At 64.8% G+C, this 20,423-nt stretch carries 22 protein-coding genes; 10 read left to right on the top strand and 12 right to left on the bottom strand.

Annotation, left to right across the window (positions count from 1 at the left end; genetic code table 11):
• Nucleotides 1-29: 29 nt before the first annotated feature.
• The 4 genes from FJ974_RS08605 to FJ974_RS08590 all read right to left on the bottom strand — a co-directional run bounded on the left by FJ974_RS08605 (nt 30) and on the right by FJ974_RS08590 (nt 5,230).
• Nucleotides 30-608: a sarcosine oxidase subunit gamma gene (locus FJ974_RS08605; RefSeq protein ID WP_140529729.1), complete on the bottom strand. Its 579-nt coding sequence runs from the start codon at nt 606-608 to the stop codon at nt 30-32.
• Nucleotides 601-3,609, bottom strand: a complete 3,009-nt coding sequence (locus FJ974_RS08600) for a sarcosine oxidase subunit alpha (protein WP_140529727.1) — start codon at nt 3,607-3,609, stop codon at nt 601-603. Before FJ974_RS08600 ends, FJ974_RS08605 begins: the two co-directional genes overlap by 8 nt.
• The gene (locus tag FJ974_RS08595; protein ID WP_140529725.1) at nt 3,606-3,902 is read right to left on the bottom strand and encodes a sarcosine oxidase subunit delta; all 297 of its coding nucleotides are present in this window, start codon (nt 3,900-3,902) and stop codon (nt 3,606-3,608) included. Before FJ974_RS08595 ends, FJ974_RS08600 begins: the two co-directional genes overlap by 4 nt.
• 74 nt (nt 3,903-3,976) lie before the next feature.
• Entirely contained in the window at nt 3,977-5,230 is a 1,254-nt protein-coding gene (locus FJ974_RS08590) for a sarcosine oxidase subunit beta (protein WP_140529723.1), read from the bottom strand.
• Nucleotides 5,231-5,431: 201 nt separating this feature from the next.
• Between FJ974_RS08590 and FJ974_RS08585 the strand changes: the two genes are divergently transcribed.
• From FJ974_RS08585 to FJ974_RS08555, 7 genes are all read left to right on the top strand, one after another.
• Entirely contained in the window at nt 5,432-5,803 is a 372-nt protein-coding gene (locus FJ974_RS08585; protein ID WP_226891531.1) for a YrdB family protein, read from the top strand.
• Between the two features lie 102 nt (nt 5,804-5,905).
• Nucleotides 5,906-6,664 (top strand): SDR family oxidoreductase, encoded by a 759-nt coding sequence (locus FJ974_RS08580; RefSeq protein ID WP_140529721.1) that lies wholly within the window; start codon nt 5,906-5,908, stop codon nt 6,662-6,664.
• A 109-nt stretch (nt 6,665-6,773) separates the two neighbouring features.
• Complete coding sequence (locus tag FJ974_RS08575) at nt 6,774-7,160, top strand: SET domain-containing protein (RefSeq protein ID WP_140529719.1); 387 nt, start codon at nt 6,774-6,776, stop codon at nt 7,158-7,160.
• A gap of 178 nt (nt 7,161-7,338) precedes the next feature.
• Nucleotides 7,339-7,605, top strand: coding sequence for a 30S ribosomal protein S21 (rpsU, locus tag FJ974_RS08570; RefSeq protein WP_140529717.1), 267 nt, complete (start codon nt 7,339-7,341; stop codon nt 7,603-7,605).
• Between the two features lie 132 nt (nt 7,606-7,737).
• Nucleotides 7,738-8,586, top strand: a complete 849-nt coding sequence (locus tag FJ974_RS08565; protein ID WP_140529715.1) for a tetratricopeptide repeat protein — start codon at nt 7,738-7,740, stop codon at nt 8,584-8,586.
• A gap of 185 nt (nt 8,587-8,771) precedes the next feature.
• Nucleotides 8,772-9,245: a DUF992 domain-containing protein gene (locus FJ974_RS08560; RefSeq protein WP_140529713.1), complete on the top strand. Its 474-nt coding sequence runs from the start codon at nt 8,772-8,774 to the stop codon at nt 9,243-9,245.
• 260 nt (nt 9,246-9,505) lie between these two features.
• Nucleotides 9,506-10,933, top strand: a complete 1,428-nt coding sequence (locus FJ974_RS08555; protein ID WP_140530147.1) for an MFS transporter — start codon at nt 9,506-9,508, stop codon at nt 10,931-10,933.
• Here the strand turns inward: FJ974_RS08555 and coaBC are convergent.
• The 5 genes from coaBC to ubiE are packed head-to-tail and all read right to left on the bottom strand — an operon-like array spanning nt 10,930 to nt 15,304.
• Nucleotides 10,930-12,162 carry a bifunctional phosphopantothenoylcysteine decarboxylase/phosphopantothenate--cysteine ligase CoaBC gene (gene coaBC / locus FJ974_RS08550; RefSeq protein ID WP_140529711.1) on the bottom strand — a complete coding sequence of 411 codons (1,233 nt, stop codon included), beginning with the start codon at nt 12,160-12,162 and terminating at the stop codon, nt 10,930-10,932. The genes FJ974_RS08555 and coaBC overlap by 4 nt on opposite strands.
• Complete coding sequence (locus tag FJ974_RS08545) at nt 12,159-12,581, bottom strand: type II toxin-antitoxin system VapC family toxin (RefSeq protein WP_140530145.1); 423 nt, start codon at nt 12,579-12,581, stop codon at nt 12,159-12,161. The genes coaBC and FJ974_RS08545 overlap by 4 nt, the downstream gene beginning before the upstream one ends.
• 2 nt (nt 12,582-12,583) lie before the next feature.
• Complete coding sequence (locus tag FJ974_RS08540; RefSeq protein ID WP_226891530.1) at nt 12,584-12,940, bottom strand: FitA-like ribbon-helix-helix domain-containing protein; 357 nt, start codon at nt 12,938-12,940, stop codon at nt 12,584-12,586.
• Nucleotides 12,925-14,499 carry a 2-polyprenylphenol 6-hydroxylase gene (gene ubiB / locus FJ974_RS08535; protein WP_140529709.1) on the bottom strand — a complete coding sequence of 525 codons (1,575 nt, stop codon included), beginning with the start codon at nt 14,497-14,499 and terminating at the stop codon, nt 12,925-12,927. Before ubiB ends, FJ974_RS08540 begins: the two co-directional genes overlap by 16 nt.
• A 28-nt stretch (nt 14,500-14,527) precedes the next feature.
• Nucleotides 14,528-15,304 (bottom strand): bifunctional demethylmenaquinone methyltransferase/2-methoxy-6-polyprenyl-1,4-benzoquinol methylase UbiE, encoded by a 777-nt coding sequence (ubiE, locus tag FJ974_RS08530; RefSeq protein ID WP_140529707.1) that lies wholly within the window; start codon nt 15,302-15,304, stop codon nt 14,528-14,530.
• Between the two features lie 135 nt (nt 15,305-15,439).
• On the opposite strand from ubiE, the gene FJ974_RS08525 reads away from it, so the two are divergent.
• The 3 genes from FJ974_RS08525 (at nt 15,440) to FJ974_RS08515 (ending at nt 17,869) form a co-directional block, all read left to right on the top strand.
• Nucleotides 15,440-16,414, top strand: coding sequence for an adenosine deaminase (locus tag FJ974_RS08525; protein ID WP_140529706.1), 975 nt, complete (start codon nt 15,440-15,442; stop codon nt 16,412-16,414).
• Between the two features lie 150 nt (nt 16,415-16,564).
• Nucleotides 16,565-17,194, top strand: coding sequence for a uracil phosphoribosyltransferase (gene upp / locus FJ974_RS08520; protein WP_140529704.1), 630 nt, complete (start codon nt 16,565-16,567; stop codon nt 17,192-17,194).
• A 108-nt stretch (nt 17,195-17,302) separates the two neighbouring features.
• Entirely contained in the window at nt 17,303-17,869 is a 567-nt protein-coding gene (locus FJ974_RS08515; RefSeq protein ID WP_140529703.1) for a TIGR02281 family clan AA aspartic protease, read from the top strand.
• An 8-nt stretch (nt 17,870-17,877) separates the two neighbouring features.
• Here FJ974_RS08515 and deoA read toward each other — a convergent pair whose 3' ends face one another.
• From deoA to cdd, 3 genes are read right to left on the bottom strand one after another with little or no spacing between them, the layout of a single operon-like run.
• The gene (deoA, locus tag FJ974_RS08510) at nt 17,878-19,194 is read right to left on the bottom strand and encodes a thymidine phosphorylase (RefSeq protein ID WP_140529701.1); all 1,317 of its coding nucleotides are present in this window, start codon (nt 19,192-19,194) and stop codon (nt 17,878-17,880) included.
• Complete coding sequence (locus FJ974_RS08505; RefSeq protein ID WP_140529699.1) at nt 19,194-20,000, bottom strand: purine-nucleoside phosphorylase; 807 nt, start codon at nt 19,998-20,000, stop codon at nt 19,194-19,196. The genes deoA and FJ974_RS08505 overlap by 1 nt, the downstream gene beginning before the upstream one ends.
• Nucleotides 19,997-20,389, bottom strand: coding sequence for a cytidine deaminase (cdd, locus tag FJ974_RS08500; RefSeq protein WP_140529698.1), 393 nt, complete (start codon nt 20,387-20,389; stop codon nt 19,997-19,999). Before cdd ends, FJ974_RS08505 begins: the two co-directional genes overlap by 4 nt.
• Between the last annotated feature and the right edge of the window lie 34 nt (nt 20,390-20,423).

Raw genomic sequence — 20,423 nt, 5'->3', positions numbered from 1 at the left:
CGGAAAGCGAACGTGCTCGGCCAATATTCCTAATGCGCCGCGTCGCCGGCCGCTTCCGACAGGAAAGTAAAGACATAGTCCGCGAAGGAACGCCAGCACTCGATCCGGAACGTTTCCGCCTCGGTCCGCAACAGCACGATCTCGGCCTTGCCGAGGATGGTGCGCGAGGCGGCCCCGACCGGAAACGCCTCGAGCGACAGATCCTGCGGGCAGCCCGAATTGACTGTCACCGCGGCTGCCGGGCCGGTGACCGCGATGGCGACGTTGCGGTGCGCGATGCCGACCGCCGAATGCAGTGCCGAAACCATGGCGCAATCGGCGAGCGGATCCTTGCCGGCCTCGTCGATGATGAGCCATTCGTCCGGACCGAGCCAAAGCGCCGTGCGCCCGCCCTTTGCCGCCGATGTCTTTGGCTTTGCCGGCAAGGTCATGCCGAGCGCCTTGGACAGCGCGGCCACGGAATCCTCAGGCGCGCGCAACGAGATGCGTTCGGCCGGCGGCAGCATTTCGACCTTGACGCCCGGCGCCGATAGTGTGCGGCCGGCGAGCGCCGGGCGCCGCTCGACCGAGGGCGCAGCGACATTTGTCTTGGCGGCAGCCTTAGCCATTGAGGCGCTCCCCCTTCTCGTCGACGAACACCATGCCGGTGACCTCCACCTCGATGGTGCCGTCCGGCATCGGCACATAGAGCGTCTGGCCCATGCGGTCGCGGCCGCCGGCGACCAGCGCCAGCGCGATCGAGCGCCCGCAATTTTCCGACCAGTAGCTGGAGGTGACGTGGCCGATCATCTTCATCGGGATCGGCTGTTTCGGATCGTCGACGATCTGCGCGCCTTCCTCCAGCACGACCTTCGGGTCCTTGGTCTTGAGCCCGACGAGCTGCTTGCGGCCCTTGGCCACAAGGTCCGGCCGCATCAGGCCGCGAATACCGACGAAATCGGTCTTCTTTTTGCCGACCGCCCAGTCGAGCCCGGCATCGTTCGGTGTCACCGTGCCGTCAGTATCCTGGCCGACGATGATGTAGCCCTTCTCGGCGCGCAGCACGTGCATGGCCTCGGTGCCGTAGGCAGTGGCGCCATATTTCTGCCCCTCGGCCCACAGCGCCTCCCAGACCGCCTCGCCATAGTCGGCCGGCACGTTGACCTCGAAGCCGCGCTCGCCGGTGAACGACATGCGGAACAGCCTCGTCGGCACGCCGCAGATCTTGCCCTCGCGCACCGACATATGCGGCATCGCCGCGTCCGACATGTCGATGTGTTCGACCAAGGGTTCGATAATTTTCCGCGCGCTGGGGCCCTGCACCGCGATCACCGCCCATTGTTCGGTGATCGAGGTCAGCCAGACATTGAGGTGCGGGAATTCGGTCTGAAGGTAATCCTCCATGTGGTGCATGACGCGCGGCGCGCCGCCCGTCGTCGTCGTCACATGGAAGCGGTCCGGCGCCAGCCTGCCGACGACGCCGTCGTCATAGATGAAGCCGTCCTCGCGCAGCATGATGCCGTAGCGGCAGCGGCCGGTTTCCAGCTTCTCCCACGGATTGGTGTAGAGCAGCTCCATGAACCTTGCCGCATCCGGCCCGACCACCTCGATCTTGCCGAGCGTCGAGGCGTCGAACAGGCCGGCCGCCTTTCGCACGGTGACGCATTCGCGGTCGACCGCGGCGTGCATGTCCTCGCCCGTCCTGGGGAAATACCAGGCACGTTTCCAGTGGCCGACATCCTCGAACACCGCGCCATGGGCAGCCGCCCAGCCATGCGTCGCCGTGCGCCGGGTTGGATCGAACAGCGGCCCACGCGCGTGTCCGACGATCGCGCCGAAGGTCACCGGAGTGTAAGGGGCGCGGAAAGTGGTGAGGCCGACCTGCGGGATCGGCTTGCCGAGCGTCTCGGCGGCGATCGCCAGGCCGTGCATGTTGGAGGTCTTGCCCTGGTCGGTGGCCATGCCGTTGGTGGTGAAGCGCTTGACGTGCTCGATCGAGTGCATGCCTTCATGCACCGCCTGGCGGATGTCCTTGGCAGTGACGTCGTTCTGGAAATCGACGAAGGCTTTCACCGTCGTGTCCGGTCCGGCACCCGGAGCGGCGCCCAGCATGCCGCGCGACCAGCTCTCCGAGGCGTCAACCTTCGGCTTTGCGCCCTTGCCCGTCTTGACGCTGGAATCCTTGCCGCCCGCATCCTTGGCCGCCTTGGCGCCGGCCGCAAAGGCTTCCTCGATTGTCGCCGACAAGCCATCGGTGCCGTTGCAGGCGCCGACCGAGACGCAGTCCTGCGCGTATGTCCCCGGCACGAAGCGCCGCGTCTCGTCGTCGAACGCGACCTTGCCGCGCGACTGCGAGAACAGATGCACCGACGGCGTCCAGCCGGCCGACATCAGGATCGCGTCGACGGGGATGGTGCGCTCGCCGCTGCCGCTCTTCGGCTGCACCGTCATCGACGACACCCGCAGCTTGCCGCCGGCGCGGATCACGGCGCGGCCGAAATTCATCTCGATGCCGAGCGACCGCGCCTCGTCGATCATCGGTCCGGTCGGGTTGTCGCGCAGGTCGACGATGGCCGCGATATTGACGCCGGCTCTCTTGAGGTCGATCGCCGCTGCGTAAGCCGAATCATTGGCGGTGTAGACGCCGACATTTTTGCCAACTGCCACGCCGTAGTGGTTGAGATAGGTGCGCGCCGCCGACGCCAGCATGATGCCCGGCCGGTCGTTGTCGGCGAACACCATGTGCCGCTCGATGGCGCCGGTCGCCAGCACGACGCGTTTGGCGCGGACCTGCCACAAGCGCTCGCGCGCCAACCCGCCGCCGGGGCTCTGCAGATGGTCGCTGACGCGCTCGACCAGGCCGACGAAATTCTGCGCATAATACCCAAAAGCAGTGGTGCGCGACAGCACGCGCACATTCTCCATCGCCTTCAGCCTGGCGATCGCGGCTTGCGCCCAGGCATAACCGCGCTCGCCGTCGATCCTGGCGCCGCTCTCGAAGCGCAGGCTGCCGCCGAATTCGGCCTGCTCGTCGCAGATGATCACCCGCACGCCTGCTTCGGCCGCCGCAAGGGCCGCGGCAATGCCGGCGGCGCCGCCGCCCAGCACCAGCACCTCGCAATGCGCGTAGCGTGCCGCATAATGGTCCGGATCGGGCCTGTCCGGCGAAACGCCGAGGCCGGCAGCAGCACGGATCTTCGGCTCGTAGAGGTTTTTCCAGGCCGACTTCGGCCACATGAAGGTCTTGTAGTAGAAGCCGGCCGAAAATAGCGGCGAGGCGACGTCGTTGACTGCGCCGACGTCGAAGGCAAGCGACGGCCAGCGGTTCTGCGAATTGGCGGTGAGACCGTCATAGAGCTCCTGTACGGTCGCTCGCACGTTGGGCGTCTTGCGTGCATCGTCGCGCACGATCTGCACCAGCGCATTGGGCTCCTCCGCGCCGGCCGACAGGAAGCCGCGCGGCCGGTGATATTTGAACGACCGGCCGACCAGATGCACGCCGTTGGCAAGCAGCGCCGAAGCGAGCGTATCGCCCTCGATACCGACATAGGACTTGCCGTCGAAGCTGAAGGAGGCGGTCTTTGCCTGCTTCAGGCGGCCGGCGCCGGGGATGCGGAACGCGGCGTTCATTTCGAGGCTCCAGGCAGCTTCGCGGGCCTCGGCTCACCGGCCTTGTAGGTCATGACGAACTTGTCGGTGACGGTGTCGCGCACGGCATTGAAGAAGCGCGCGCAGCCATGGATGTGCCGCCAGCGTTCATAGATGACGCCCTTCGGGTTCGAGCGGATGAAGAAGAACTTCTCGAAGTCGTCGTCGCTCTCTCCGGCGATGTTGGCCGAGCGCGCAATATGCGCCTCGCCGGCGTTGCGGAATTCGAGCTCCGGACGCTCTTCCTCGCAATAGGGGCAGCGGATGAGAAGCATTTTCGGTCGATCCTACAATTCGCCATGGCCGACGCGAGCGCCGGCCGGTTGATCGCAAAGCCTCAATGTCGGCATCAGTGCGCCACCGCCGCCGCAGCCGCCTCGTCGATGAGACGGCCGGTGCGGAAGCGCTCGATGGTGAAGGGCGCGTTGATCGGATGCGGATCGTCTCGGGCGATGGTGTGGGCAAAGGCGTGGCCGGAACCGGGCGTCGCCTTGAAGCCGCCCGTGCCCCAGCCGCAATTGACGTAGAGCCCCTTGACCGGCGTCTTGGCCAGGATCGGCGAGCGGTCGGGCGTGACGTCGACGATGCCGCCCCACGAGCGCAGCATCTTCATGCGCGTGAAGATCGGAAACATCTCGCAGATTGCATCGAGCGTGTGCTGGAGAATATGCAACCCGCCGGTCTGCGAATAGGAAACATACTGGTCGGTGCCGGCGCCGATGACCAACTCGCCCTTATCGGACTGCGAGATATAGGCGTGCACGGTGTTCGACATCACCACGCAGGGCACCACGGGCTTGACCGGTTCCGACACCAGCGCCTGCAGCGGATAGCTTTCCAGCGGCATGCGCACGCCGGCCATGTCCATGATTACCGAGGAATGACCGGCGGCGACGACGCCGACTTTCTTGGCGCCGATGAAGCCGCGCGTCGTCTCGACGCCGCTGACCGCGCCATTGGCGGCGCGCTTGATGCCGGTGACCTCGCAATTCTGGATGATGTGCACGCCGCGTGCCGAGGCGCCACGCGCATAGCCCCAGGCGACCGCGTCATGGCGCGCCGTGCCGCCGCGCCGCTGCAGGGCCGCGCCCATCACCGGATAGCGCGCGTCTTTGGAAATGTTGAGCGGCGGACAGAAGGCCTTCGCCTGCTCCGGTGTCAGCCATTCATTGTCGATGCCGTTGAGGCGATTGGCATGGACGTGGCGCTTCGCCACCTGGACGTCATGGACATTGTGCGAAAGCATCATGACGCCGCGAGCCGAATACATGACGTTGTAGTTGAGCTCCTGGCTCAGCCCATCCCACAGCTTCAGCGCATGGTCGTAGATGCCGGCGCTTTCGTCATAGAGATAGTTGGAGCGGATGATGGTGGTGTTGCGGCCGGTGTTGCCGCCGCCGAGCCAGCCCTTCTCCAGCACCGCGACATTGGTGATGCCATGCTGGGACGCCAGATAATAGGCGGTCGCCAGGCCATGGCCGCCGGCGCCGACGATGACGACGTCATATTCCTTTTTCGGTTCGGGCGAGGACCACTGCTCCTCCCAGCCCTTGTGGCCGCGCATGGCCTCGCGGGCAATGGCGAATACCGAGTATTTCTTCACGTTCCAGCCTCGCCCAAAATCTCGCGGAGTTCGCGCGGGTTTCCCCGGCGCGCGAGGTGTATCACTAGCGAAACCGCGCTGTCACCCTTGCGCTGTTTGCGACGGCACTTGCCGTTTTGCGCCGTGACGGAAAGACAGATCAAGACTGGCTGAGGCCGCCGCCTTCGATCACACTCCTGTGGCCTGGGGATTCGGAGGACGATGGTGGGCAACGCCTGGTGGAACCTGACATTGCGCTTCCTGCTCGAGCTTGCCGCTCTGCTCGGGCTCGGCATGGCCGGCTGGAGTTTGTCGGACGGATGGTTGCGTTGGATACTCGCTCCAGGATTGCCGCTCGTTGCGGCAGCTCTTTGGGGGACTTTTGCAGTGCGCGATGACCCAAGCCGGTCGGGTCGCGCGCCGGTTCCGGTGCCAGGGGCCGTCAGGCTGGCGCTGGAACTTATCATCCTTTTCGGCGGTGCGGCCGGATACCATCTGGCCGGCTATACCACCACAGGCATCGTCATCGCTGTGCTCATTGCCATCAGCTACGTCTTTTCGCTCGATCGCCTGGCGTGGCTGCTGCGGCAGTAGTCCCGCAGGGCTTTAGCGGGTTTCGGGTGGCTGCGGCCATGCCGATTTGCGACGAAGCATCCGACCGTCGGCAAGCCCGGCTCAAAGCAAGGATGCAAAAAGATGTTCGCACTGACAGACAAGGTCGCCATCGTCACCGGCGCCAGTTCCGGCATCGGCCGCGCCACCGCAAAACTGTTCGCCGAGCAAGGCGCCAAGGTGGTCGTTGCCGCCCGTCGCCAAGCAGAACTTGACGCACTCGTCGCCGAAATCGAGGCAGCCGAGGGCACGGCCGTCGCGCTTGCCGGCGACGTCACCGACGAAGCCTATGCGAAAGCTCTCGTCGAACTGGCGGCCGCCGCCTTCGGCGGGCTCGATATCGCACTGAACAATGCCGGTTCGGTCGGTATCATGGGTCCGGTTCCCGACATGTCGGCACAGACATGGCATGGAACGCTCGATACCAACCTGACCAGCGCCTTCCTCGGCGCGAAGCACCAGATACCGGCGATGCTGGAGCGCGGCGGCGGCTCGCTGATCTTCACCTCCAGCTTCGTCGGCTACACCGCCGGCATGCCGGGCATGGCGGCCTATGCCGCGGCCAAGGCCGGCCTGATCGGGCTGACGCAGGTGCTGGCCGCCGAATACGGGCCGAAAGGGCTGCGGGTCAACGCGCTGCTGCCTGGCGGCACCGATACGCCTGCCGCGACCTTCAAGACGCCCGAATCGCGAGCCTTCGTCGAAAACCTGCATGCCTTGAAACGCGTCGCACAGCCGCAAGAGATCGCCCGTTCGGCGCTTTACCTTGCCTCCGACGCCTCGAGCTTCACCACCGGCACGGCGCTGTTTGCCGATGGCGGCGTCTCGATCAACCGGACGTGATCCATTTGCAGACGGCCGATATGCCCATCCGCTAAAATGTTGCGACTACGGCCTTGCATTCCCGTCCGTTTTGACGATTTTCGTTTCCCGTCGAAAACGGACGGGAAAGATGCTGCTGATCAGAACCTACGTCGCCCAGAGCGCAATCGAAGGCGTCGGTGTTTTCGCCGCCGAGCCGATCCGCAAGGGCGCCTCGATCTGGCGCCTGGATCCCGATTTCGACCGGCTGATCCCGATGGAAAAATACGAGACGGCGCCGCCGCATCTGAAGGAATTGCTCGACCGTTACGCCTATCCCAGTCCGGACCGGCCGGGCTTCATGGTCTATGAAGTCGACAATGGCCGTTTCATGAACCATGCCGAGCGGCCGAACACGGATTTCTCGCGATATGGCGGCGCCACCGCTACCCGCGACATCGCCGCCGGCGAGGAAATCACCTGCGACTACGGCGAGTTCTTCGAGGATTTCGCGCGCCTCCATTTGGCGACAGCGTAGGCAGAGACAAGGGCAAGGCACGGCGCTCCAGTTTTTGATCGCGCCTGTTGCAATCGGCAGTGGACATCCCAGGCTGATTCTGCTATCAGCCGCCACAATTCGCGGTGCAACCCGCCGCGGAGGCATGGTGGCTATGGCCGCGTGCCTATGGATTTCAAACCCGAAGACAGGATTGCCCGTGCAGGTACTCGTCCGCGACAACAACGTTGATCAGGCGCTTCGCGCGCTGAAGAAGAAGATGCAGCGCGAAGGTATTTTCCGCGAGATGAAGATGCGCGGTCACTACGAGAAGCCGTCGGAGAAGCGTGCTCGCGAAAAGGCGGAAGCCGTTCGTCGCGCCCGCAAGCTGGCCCGCAAGCGCGCGCAGCGCGAAGGCCTGCTGCCGATGACCCCGCGCCCGGCTCCGGCCGGTGCCGCCGGCGCGCCGCGCTCGCCGCGCTCATAACGCCAATTTTTCGTCCTTTTCGAAGGATACCGAGGGTGGCGCGATGCGGAATCGCCGCCACCTTTTTGTTTATATTCGACCCCGGTTCGGAGAGGGAACGGACCTGACGGCGCGGCGGCAGTGAGGACAAAGATGAATGCAATTTCCGTGGAGCGCGGGACCGCTTTTCGCGGCTTCGCCCTGACTGCGGCCCTGCTTTCGGGCCTGGCCCTAGCAGCGTGCCAGACGACCCCGACCGGCGAGTTCAACAATATCGACAAGGCGCAAGGGTCGACCGAGAACATCTCCTCGCTGTCGGCGGTCATCCAGCGCAATCCGCAGGACCCCGAGGGCTACAACGTGCGCGGCTCGGCCTATGGCCGCGGCGGCCAGTACCAGGCGGCGCTCAAGGATTTCGACTCCGCCATCCAGCTCAATCCGAATTTCTACCAGGCCTATTCCAACCGCGCCCTCATCCAGCGCTTCCTCGGCAACCAGCAAGCAGCGCTCGCCGACTACAACCGCTCGATCCAGATCAACGCCAACTATGACGCCGCTTACATCGGCCGCGGCAATCTCTATCGCAAGGCGGGCCGCACCCAGGATGCCTTCAACGACTTCCAGAAGGCGATCCAGCTCGACACCACCGATGCGCGCGCCTATCACAATCGCGGCCTGATCTATCAGAGCCAGGGCCAGCACAAATTCGCCATCGAGGATTTCTCGACCGCCATCTCGCTGGCGCCTGACGCCGCCGAGCCCTATAACGGCCGCGGCCTCTCCTACCTCGCCATGAATGACGAGGACAACGCCTTCTCCGACTTCAACATGGCCATCAAGCTCGACGGCAAGAATGCCGAGGCCTGGGCCAACCAGGCGCTGATCTACGAGCGGCGCGGCGACAAGGTCAGGGCGGCCAAATCCTACCGCGAAGCCGTTCACCTCGACCCGAACTATCAGCCGGCCAAGGACGGCCTGTCGCGCACCTCCAGCGCCAGCTGATCCGCGTTCAACACAAGCCGATCTGCCTGGCTCCGCCGCCGGCGACGGTCCGGCCGGCCCGTGCTGTGGTCAAAAAACGCCGATAGCAATGCGTTAACTCTTCCCTTGCTGGCGCCAGGTTTTCGGCGGAACGCTCCGTGCACCTCGATCGTTTACCGGGGCCAATTTGCAAAAGGACCTTTGCCATGATCAGGAAACTTGCCTATGCCGCCGCGCTTGCCAGCACCGTGCTCGCCTTTCCCGTAAGCGCCGGCACGCTCCGGCTCGGCACACTCGATTGCTCCATTGACGGGGGCATCGGCTATATCATCTCGTCAAACAAGGGCGTGTCCTGCGTCTTCCGGCCTTCTCATCACGGGCCTGCCGAGATTTACACCGGGATGATCTCCAAGCTCGGCGTCGATGTCGGCAAGACGCATCAGGGCCAGCTTGTCTGGGCAGTCCTGGCAGCTACCCCCAGTCATGACGCGGGGGATCTCGCCGGCAGCTATTACGGTGTCAATGCCGAGGCGAGCGTGGTGACCGGCGGAGGTGCCAACGTCCTGGTCGGCGGATGGAACAGCGCCTTCATGCTCGAGCCGCTCAGCGTCCAGGCGCAGACCGGCGTCAATCTGGCCGTCACCGTGGCCTCGCTTGACCTCGTCCATTCCTACAAGTGAAGCTTTCGATCGGCCATTCGATCAGAACGGATGCGGCCCGGGACACTCGTTCCGGGCCGCTTTTTTTGGCGCGCTGATCGCTTGCGCATGAATTCGCGGCTCTCTCAGCGGCCGCGACATTGCTGAAAAAAGTCGCTTGAGCTCAACCGCGGTTGAGGTTCTACAAGCCCCGCCGAACTGGACCTGGCACCTCGACCGCAACGCGGTCAGGCTGCGAACGGCAGCAGGAGATCGACGTGACGGCAGCAGGCGGCGACAAAATGGGCGGCAACAAGGTGGATTGGCGGGCGCTGTGGGCAAGCGGCGACCTGGCGCGCTTCTGTTTCATCAGCCTCGGCATTCTGCTGCATGCCACCAATGAGACGATGATCGCCACGATCATGCCGGCAATGGTCGGCGACCTTGCCGGTGTCGAATTCGTCGGCTGGTCGCTGGCGGTCTATGAACTTGGCGCCATTGTTGCCGGTGCGGCCGCCGGCAGGCTGGTCAGCTATGTCGCGCTGCGCTCCAACATGATGGTCGCCGCCCTGCTCTACGCGGTCGGGGCGTTGGTCTGCGCCACGGCGCCATCGATGCCCGCGTTCCTTGCCGGCCGGCTGATCGAGGGCCTGGGCGGCGGCGCGCTTGTGTCGCTGGCCTTCGTCTCGGTCGAGCGGCTGTTTCCACGCAACATCTGGCCGCAGCTCTTCGGCATCATGTCGGCGATCTGGGGCGTCGCCGCCTTCAGCGGCCCGCTGCTCGGCGCGATCATGGTCGATCTGTTGTCGTGGCGCTGGGCCTTCGGCGCCTTCACGCTGGGCGGCGCGGCGATGGCGCTGGCAAGCTTCATCGTGCTCGACACACTCGGGGCGAAGAGGCCGCAGGCAGCCACCGGCACGGCGCCGCCCTTCCCTTATCTGGCACTCGGCTGTCTCGCCATCAGCGTGGTGCTGATCGCCACCGCCGGCGTCGACATCGCCCTGCTGCGCTCGTCGCTGCTGCTTGGCCTCGGCCTGGTCGGTCTGGCGCTATTCTTCCGTGTCGATGCGCTCAGGCCGGGCTCACGCCTGTTCCCCTCACAGCTCTTCTCCTGGCGGTCGCCGCTCGGCAACGGCATGACCATGGTCGCCGCATTTTCGGTGGCGACCTGCACCTTCGCCATTTACGGACCGCTGCTGCTCACCACGCTGCACGGCGTCCCGATCCTGACCACCGGCTACATCATAGCCGCTGAATCGATCGCCTGGTCGATCCTGTCGATCCTCGTCGCCAACGCGCCGCTGGAACGCGAGCGGGTAATCATCGTCATCGGCGCCTTGATGATCGCCACCGGCCTCGCCGGCTTCGCCTACACGATCCCTGCCGGCTCGATCCCGCTCATCCTGCTTTGCGCTCTTCTGCAAGGCGGCGGCTTTGGCGTTGCCTGGCCGTTCCTGACCCGTGTCATCGTCGCCTCGGCCCGGGGCGACGAGCAGACAATTGCGTCGGCCGCGGTGCCGACCATGCAGCGGATCGGCTATGCTGTAGGCGCCGCGCTTGCAGGCATCGTCGCCAATGCCAGCGGCTTCTCCGGCGGCCTGAACCGCGAGGCCGCGGCCGGCGTCGCCGGCTGGCTGTTCCTCGCCTTCGTGCCGCTCGGGATTGTCGGATGCATCGCCGCGCTGAGGATCGCGCTGCCCTCAGTGCGATCACAGGAAGCAGTCGGTTAGGCCACGATCGTCTGCAGCCGTTCGGCGATCAACTTGGCAAGTCGTGCCGCCACTTCATCCTTGTCCATTTCCGGCCATTCCTCGACGCCGGTTCTGGAGACGATGCGCACCTTGTTGCGGTCGCCACCCATGACGCCGGACGGACCGATGCCGCTTTCATGCGAGACGTCGTTGGCGACGATGAAATCGGCGCCCTTCTTCTTGAGCTTGGCTTCTGCGTTGCCGATCAGATCCTGCGTCTCGGCGGCGAAGCCGACAACGAGACCCGGGCGCCGGCTGTGATGGCCGATATCGGCCAGGATGTCGGGATTTTCGACCATCTGCAGCGCCGGCGGCCCCTTGCCCGTCACCTTCTTGATCTTCTCGCCGGCAGTGTTCGCCGTGCGCCAGTCGGCGACCGCGGCGACGAACACCGCCGCATCAGCCGGCAATAGCCGCTCGACGGCGTCCTTCATCTCGGCCGCCGTCTCGACATGCGTGGTCGTGACGCCGGCTGGATCGGCGATGGCCACCGGACCGGAAACCAGCCGGACGTCGGCGCCGAGCTTCGCCAGCGCCGATGCGATCGCATGGCCCTGCTTGCCTGACGAGCGGTTGGCGATGTAGCGCACCGGGTCGATCGGCTCATGCGTCGGCCCGGAGGTGACGATGATCCTGCGGCCGGCAAGCGGCTTCGGCCGCTCGTCGAGCATGGATTCGATCGCCGCGACGATCTCCAGCGGTTCGGCCATGCGGCCCTCGCCAGCCTCATTGCTTTCCGCCATCTCGCCCCTGCCGGGGCCGACGAAGGCGATGCCGTCCTTCTGCAGCGTCGCCCGGTTGCGGCGCGTGGCGGCGTGCGCCCACATTTTCGGGTTCATCGCCGGTGCCATCAGCACTTTCTTGTCGGTAGCCAGAAGCACCGTCGAGGCAAGGTCGTTGGCATGGCCGCTGGCGAGCTTTGCCATCAGGTCGGCGGTGGCCGGCGCCACCACCAGCAGATCGGCCTCACGCGACAGCTTTATATGGCCGATATCGTGTTCGTCCTTGCGGTCGAACAGTTCGGTGAAGACATGGTCGGCGGACAGCGCGCCTGCAGACAGCGTGGTGACGAATTCCTGCGCGGCCGCGGTCATGACGACCCTGACCGTAGCGCCCCGCTCGCGCAGTCGCCGGATCAGGTCGAGCGCCTTGTAGGCCGCTATGCCGCCGCCGATGATAAGCAGGATGCGCTTGCCGGAGAGGGTCATGCTCCCTCCCAGGGGTTGACTATGTTGATGCCGCAGTCTGCAAAGTCGGCAACATTCCTGGTCACCACAGCAAAGCCCCGCGAGCGAGCAACCGAGGCAATTTGCGCGTCAAATTCACGGATAGGACGTCCTAGAAACCGTCTCTTCGAGACAATCTCTGCATATGCCTCGGCCTCACGGTCTCCAAAGGCAAGTACGGGAGTCTTGAGCTCTGTGGTGAAAAACGCCCCGATTGCGCTACCCAATTCAGCTTTACGCTTCCCATCCGGCATGTTGGCAAGACCCACGAGCAGCTCTGCCTTGGTCATCGCCGTGACGTAAAAGCGATTCCCAAATGAACTCTCCATCCAAGTGGCCACCCCCGCGTCTGGCCGTGGCTTGAAGGTTTCCGAAATAACGTTCGTATCCAGCACGAACATGGTCAATCGAATTTCAGCGGATCGCGCGTAGGGCCGCGCTCCGGCAGTTCGATATCGAAACCGCCATAAGGCGCAACCAACCGGCGAATCGCCGCGTAAAGTGACTCACCCCGAGGCTCATAGTCCGCCGCTTCAGACAGAACACTCCTGGCGAGAACGCTACGTGCTTCCTCTTCCATCGAAACTCCTCTCACTGCAGCGCGCTCACGCAGTTTTTGCTTCACGGTGTCGTCGAGATTTCGGATCGTAAGTGTGCCCATATCTTTGCTCCTTGCCTCAACGTAGTCTATGAAAGAGCTGCTTTCAATGAAAGCAACGCTTGCACTGCTGTCATTAAGAGCAATCAAAACAATTTCCATACGACATAAATCAGCGTCAGCGCGATCACCCACAGAGCCACGCGGCCGGAGCGGGTATGGCGCGCCTCGGCCTTGCCGATCGAGCGCGCCGTCGCCTCGTCGAAGCGCAGGCCGTGCTCGGCCATCAGGTCGATCTCGCGCGACAGCCGCTCAGTGCGGGCGGCGAGGTCCGGCGCCTGGCGCGCCAGGGCCAGCATCGCCCTGGCGCCGTCGCGGGCGTCGGTGAGCAGGCCGCGCGGTCCGAGATTGCCGGCGATCCACTCGCTCACCACCGGCTCCGAGGTCTTCCACATGTTGAAGGCCGGATCGAGCGTGCGGGCGACGCCTTCGACCACCACCATGGTTTTTTGCAGCAGGATCAGCTCAGGCCGGGTCGCCATGTCGAAGAGTTCGGTGACTTCGAACAGCAGCGTCAGAAGCTTGGCCATCGAGATGGTCTCGGCCGACTGGCCGTGGATCGGCTCGCCGATGGCCCGGATCGCCTGGGCGAAGGCAGAGACATTGTGCTGGCGCGGCACGTAGCCAGCCTCGAAATGCACCTCGGCGACGCGCTGATAGTCGCGCACGATAAAGCCATAGAGGATCTCGGCCAGGAAGCGCCGTTCCTTCTTGCCGAGCCGGCCGGCAATGCCGAGATCAACGGCGACGATCGTGCCGTCGGCCTCGACGAACAGATTGCCCGGATGCATGTCGGCATGGAAGAAGCCGTCGCGCAATGTGTGCCTGAGGAACGACTGGATGAGGTTGGCGGCGATCACCCTGAGATCGTGGCCGGCGGCGGCAAGGCCGGCGATATCGTTCATCTTGACGCCGTCGATCCACTCCATGGTGATCACGTCGCGGCCGGTCCGCTCCCAGTCGACCGCCGGCACGCGAAAGCCCGGATCGTCCTTCGTGTTTTCAGCGAGCTCGGAAAACGCGGCCGCCTCGAGCCGCATGTCCATTTCGACCTTGGTGGTCTGCGCCAGCGTCTGGGTTACCTCGATCGGCCGCAGCCGGCGGGAGGAGGGAATATATTTTTCCTGCAGGCGGGCGGCGAGGAAGTAGCTCTCGAGATCCTGGAAGAAGCGATGGCGCACGCCGGGGCGGATGACCTTCACGGCCACACGCGAGGCCTTTCCGTCACGAACGATTTCAGCGCCGTGCACCTGGGCGATCGAAGCGGCAGCCACAGGCTCGCCGAAGCTCGCATAGAGATCGTCGATCCTGCGCCCGAGCGAGGCTTCGATCGCGTGAACCGCCTCCGCCTTCGGGAAGGTGTGCATCTTGTCCTGCAGCAGCGCGAGGTCGAGCGCCATGTCGTTGCCGACAACGTCGGGCCGTGTCGCCAGGAACTGGCCGAGCTTGACGTAGGACGGCCCCAGCCGCACCACCGCCCGCGCCAGCCGATCGCCGCGCTGGTAGGTCCTGGCGCGGCGGCGGGTGAGCAGGCGCGCCAGCTGCCAGCCGAACTTCGGCATGCCGGAGAGCTCGTCGCCCGGCAGCGCCGCGACGACGCCTTCGCGCACCAGCACCCAGCCGGCCCTGGCGAGCCTGAAGGCGGCGCCGACGCTGGTCATCGCCCGGCCTGCTTCAAAGCTTCCTGCCTCAAAGCTTCCAGCCCGAATGCAGTGCCGCGATGCCGCCCGAATAGTTGCGGAAGGTGACCCGATCGAAGCCCGCGCGGGCGATCATGGAAGCAAAATTCACCTGGTTGGGGAATTTGCGGATCGACTCCACCAGATAGGAATAGGGCTCGCTTTCGCCGGTCACCGCCTTGCCGATCCTGGGGATGGCGTTGAATGACCAAGCCTCATAGGCCTTGTCGAGCAGCGGCATTTCGACCTCGGAGAATTCGAGGCAGAGAAACCGTCCGCCGCGCTTCAGCACCCGATAGGCCTCGCTGAGCGCGATGTCGATGCGCGGCACATTGCGGATGCCGAAGGCGATCGTGTAGGCGTCGAAGGTATCGTCCTCGAAAGGCAGCGCCTCGGCGTTGGCCTCGACGAAATCGGTCTTTTCCGAGAGCCCCTTCTTCTCGGCGCGGTCACGGCCGACGGCAAGCATCGAGCCGTTGATGTCGAGCACGGTGGCGTGTGCATTGCGCTGGCTGGCCTCGACGATGCGGAAGGCGATGTCGCCCGTGCCGCCGGCGACGTCGAGCACCTTCCAGCCCGACCGCTTCGGCGGATTGAGCCAGGCGACCATTGCGTCCTTCCATAGGCGGTGCAACCCGCCCGACATCAGGTCGTTCATCAGGTCGTAGCGATTGGCAACCTTATGGAAGACATCGTTGACGAGAAGCTGCTTGTCGCCCGCCCCCACGCTCTTGAACCCGTAGGAGGTTTCCATGCCGCCCGTGGCCGTGGTTCTCTCAACTGACATTATTTTGATCCGCCATAAAACCGGCGGGACCATAGCCGATCGATGGTGCGGACGCTATTGTTTCAGGCGCGGTTTTCGGCCGCGCTCCAGGGTGGCGGATTTATGCGACCTGGACCGACCTGACGGGATGACTGCATGATCTTGAAAGCCGAGTTGCACTGCCACATCGAAGGGGCGGCGGCGCCCGAGCTTGTTATCAGCCAGGCCCGCAAATACGGCAAGGATGCCTCGCCCTACATCCAGAACGGCTCCTTCGTCTGGCACGATTTCACCTCCTTCCTCGCCGCCTATGACTTCGCCTCCGACCTGTTCCGTACCGAGGAGGATTACGCCCGCCTTGCCGACCATTACCTGACCAGCCTCGCCCGCGACGGCGCCATCTATTCCGAGGTCTTCACTTCGCCGGACCATGCGAAGAAGGCGGGCCTGTCGCCCAAGGCATATACGGATGCTCTCGGCGAGGGTATGGCCCGCGCCAAAGCCAAGACCGGCATCGAGGGGCGCATGATCGTCACCGGCGTGCGCCATGTCGGCGTCGAAGCGATCGAGCAGGCGGCGCGTTTCGCGGCCCGCTGCGGCCATCCGCTGGTCACCGGTTTCGGCGTCGCCGGCGACGAGCGTATCGGCGATTTCGAGGATTATGTGCGCGCCTTCGAGATCGCGCGCGAGGCGGGCCTCGGCATCACCATCCATGCCGGAGAGCTGATGGGCTGGGAGAGTGTCAAGGCTGCGCTCGACCACATCCGCCCGTCGCGCGTCGGCCACGGCGTGCGCGCCATCGAGAACCCCGACCTTGTCCGCCGCATCGCCGATGAGGGCGTGGTGCTGGAGTGCTGCCCCGGCTCCAACATTGCGCTCAAGGTGTTCGACAGCTTCGCCGACCATCCCTTTCCGGCGCTGCGTGCGGCCGGCTGCAAGGTGACGCTCAACTCCGACGACCCGCCCTATTTCTGGACCTCGCTGAAGCGCGAATACGATATCGCCGCTGAGCATTTTGCGATGAACGACAAGGCGCTGACCGCCGTCACCAGGACGGCCATTGAAGCCGCCTTCGTCGACAGGAAGACGAAGGCGATGCTGCTAGGCCGGCTCGACGCGAGGGTTCGGTGAGCAGTGGCTAGTGAGTAGTGAGTAGTGAGTAGTGAACGGCTGGCCGCCGGCGCATCGATCGGTTCAAGCCGTCGCTTAACCGAGTCAGGGGACTCGCAAATCGGCTCACTATTCACTACTCACTACTCACTAGAACCATCGGAGCAGATCATGCAGGGCGTCACCGTCGTCGACCACCCCCTTGTCCAGCACAAGCTGACCATCATGCGCAAGAAGGAGACCTCGACGGCCGGCTTCCGGCGGCTGCTGCGCGAGATCTCGCTGCTTCTGGGCTATGAGGTCACCCGCAACCTCGAATTGACGACGACCACCATCGAAACCCCGATCGAGGAGATGGAGGCCCCGACCCTGGAAGGCAAGAAGCTGGTCTTCGCCTCCGTGCTGCGCGCCGGCAATGGCCTGCTCGAAGGCCTGCTCGACCTGGTGCCGGCAGCGCGTGTCGCCCATATCGGTCTTTATCGCGACCATGAGACGCTGGAAGCGATCGAATATTTCTTCAAGGCGCCGAGCGACCTCGCCGACCGGCTGGTGATCGTCGTCGATCCGATGCTGGCGACCGCCAATTCGGCGATCGCGGCGATCGACAAGCTGAAGGGCCGCGGCGCCACCAACATCCGCTTCCTCTGCCTGCTGGCGGCGCCCGAAGGCATCGAGCGCTTCACCAGGGCGCATCCGGATGTTCCCATCTTCACCGCCTCGATCGACCGCCAGCTGAACGACAAGGGCTATATCATGCCGGGCCTCGGCGACGCCGGCGATCGCATGTACGGGACGAAGTGAGCGATCTCGTTTACCCGTCGTTTACGAAAAGGCGGGGTTTCGCCGCGCGTTAAAGCTGAAAACACCATGTCGGTGTAGGAATGGGGCCTTCAGCAAGGTCCGCCATTCATGCTGCGCAAGCTTCTCATCCTTGGCGTCTGTGCCGGAACCTCGGCATCGATCCCGGTCATCTACCAATCGAATCCACGACTGGTGGACAGCCTGCTGAAATCGGCTGTCGCTGCAAAGCCTGTTGCATCCGATGCGCAGCCGGACGTCAAACTCGCCTCGGTGCCGGAGAAGCCGGCCACGCCGATGCCGCTTGGCCGCAAGGTGCTGGTCAACGCCGATGCGCGCGGTCATTTCACCTCGCAATTCAAGCTCAATGGCCGCCAGATCGACGGCATGATCGACACCGGCGCGACGCTGGTCGCCATCAACATCTCGACGGCGCGCCGGATCGGCATTTCGCTCAACCAGTCCGATTTCACCCATCAGGTGAACACCGCCAACGGCGCCATCAAGGCCGCTGTGGTGACCATCGACCGCCTGCAGATCGGCAAAATCTCCGTCGACAACGTCCAGGCCGTCGTGCTCGACGACAGGGCGCTGCAGACCAACCTGATCGGCATGAGTTTTCTGCAGCGGTTGCACAAATACGAGGTCCAGAACAGCGCGCTGCTGCTAGTGCAGTAAGCCTTCCCTTAACGCGGCAATATCCGCCTGAGCACGGTTTTCTCCGCGGCCGGTTTCGACGCGCCGATCGTATAGGCGGCAAGTATCGCCGACACCGCCGCTTCCGCATCCGCCTCGCTGCGCGCATGGACCAGCGCCAGCGCTTCGCCGGCCGGCACTTCCGCCCCGACCGGCAGCAGCCTGGTGATGCCCACGGCGTGATCGATCTTGTCGTCCGCACGGGTGCGCCCGCCGCCAAGGGCGACGACCGCAAGGCCGATTTCGCGCGTCGCGATACCGGTGACGAAGCCATCCTCCGCAGCCTTCACCGCCAATTCAACCGGCGCCTTCGGCAGGTATTTTTCCGGGTTCTCGACAAAATCGGCGGGACCGCCGAGCGCCGTCACCATGCGCGCGAAAATGGCCGCCGCGCGCCCGCCGGCCAGCGTCTCGGCGGCGCGTCGCATGCCATCCTGATTGGACGAGACGATCCCCGCCGATTGCAGCATTTCAGCGGCCAGCGCCAGCGTCACATCCTCCAGCCGGCGGTCGCGGACCTTGCCGGTGAGGAAATCGACCGCATTCTTCACCTCGACCGCGTTGCCGGCAGCGGACGCCAGCGGCTCGTTCATGCCGGTGACCAGCGCCGAGGCTTTCAGGCCGGCGCCGTTGGCGACCTCGACCAGGCTGTTCGCCAGCGCCGCCGCATCGCGTGATTTTTCCATGAAGGCGCCGTTGCCGACCTTGACGTCGAGCACCAGCGAGCCGAGCCCCGCGGCGAGCTTCTTCGACAGGATCGAGGCGGTGATCAGCGGTACCGACTCGACGGTCCCCGTCACGTCGCGGATTGCGTAGAGCCGGCGGTCGGCGGGCGCGAGATCCGCAGTCTGGCCGATGATGGCGCAGCCGGTTTCGAGCACCGTCTTGCGGAAGCGCGCCAGGTCCGGCTGGCTGGCGTAGCCGGGAATGGCATCCATCTTGTCCAGCGTACCGCCGGTGTGGCCGAGGCCGCGCCCCGAGATCATCGGCACATAGGCGCCGCAGGCGGCGACGATCGGCGCCAGCATCAGCGAGACGTTGTCGCCGACGCCGCCCGTCGAATGCTTGTCGGTGACCGGCCCCGGCAGATCGGACCAGTCGAGCACGTCGCCGGAATCGCGCATCGAGACCGTCAGCGCCACCGCTTCCTCGCGGCTCATTCCGTTCAGGAACACAGCCATGGCGAAGGCGCCGACCTGCCCTTCCGAAATGCTGCCGGCGGTCAGCCCCTCGATGAAGGCGGCGATCTCGGACGTCGAGAGCTTGTGGCCGTCGCGCTTGCGGCGGATGGTTTCCTGGGGGAGCATCAGCTTTCCGGCAGACCTTCCTCGAAGACCCGCCGCAGGATCGTCGCCAGCCGCGCGCCGCCGACCGGCGCCATGTCCTTGGTTTCCTGGTGCGACAGCTCAGCCCCGGTCATGCCGGCTGCCAGGTTGGTTATGACCGAGCAGGCGGCCACCTTGAGGCCGAGGAAGCGGGCGAGGATGACCTCCGGCACCGTCGACATGCCGACCGCATTTGCACCCATGATGCGCGCCATGCGGATCTCGGCCGGCGTCTCGAAGCACGGTCCCGAAAACCACATATAGACACCCTGGTGCAGCGCCGTGCCGGTGGCCTTGGCCGCCTTCTCGATCGCGCCGCGCAGGCCGGCATCATAGGCTTCGGTGAGGCCGACGAAGCGGCGGTCGCTCGGCTCGCCGATCAGCGGGTTGGAGCCGGAAAAATTGATGTGGTCGGTGATCAGCATCACCGAGCCCGGTCCCATGTCGGGGTCGACCGATCCGGCGGCGTTGGTGAGGATCAGATGGGAGATGCCGATCCCGGCAAGCACCTCCAGCGCCGGGCGCATCGCCGCCGCATTGCCGTGCTCGTAATAATGGGCCCGGCCGGACAGCATCAGCACCGGCATGCCGGCGAAATGCCCGGCCACCACCTCGCCGGCATGGCCGCTGACCCCGCTTCTGGGGAAACCCGGCAGCGCCGCATAGGAAATGCGCCTGGCGTTCTCGACCTGGTCGACCAACCCGCCAAGGCCGGAGCCCAGCACCAGGGCGGCGGTCGGCGCCAGCCCGTCCAGCTTTTCGACCAGATGATCCAGCGCTTCCATCATTTCAGTGTGTCGCCCCTGAAGCCGTAAGGCAGCATCTCGCCCATGGTCACCGTTTCGACCACGCCGCCATTGTCGCACAGATAAACCTTGGTGTCCGGCCGGCAGAACTCCGCCAGCCGCTGCCGGCAGCCGCCACAGGGCGAGCATCTCGGCATCCGCTCGGCGAGCACGGCGATCTCGGTGATCCTGCCACCGCCGCCCATGACATAATGACCGAGCGCCGTCGTCTCGGCGCACCAGCCTTCCGGGTAGGACGCCATCTCGACGTTGGCGCCCGTAAAGACGCGTCCGTCCTCGGTGCGCAGTGCTGCACCGACCGGAAACTTCGAATAGGGCGAATAGGACTTGGCCATCGCCGCCTTCGCCGCCTCGAACAGATCATGCGACATTTTCTTGTTCTCTCCCATGATCGTGTTCAAAAGC

Source organism: Mesorhizobium sp. B1-1-8, assembly GCF_006442795.2.
In the GTDB taxonomy this organism is placed as follows: domain Bacteria; phylum Pseudomonadota; class Alphaproteobacteria; order Rhizobiales; family Rhizobiaceae; genus Mesorhizobium.
This window is presented reverse-complemented; position numbering and strand designations above follow the sequence as displayed.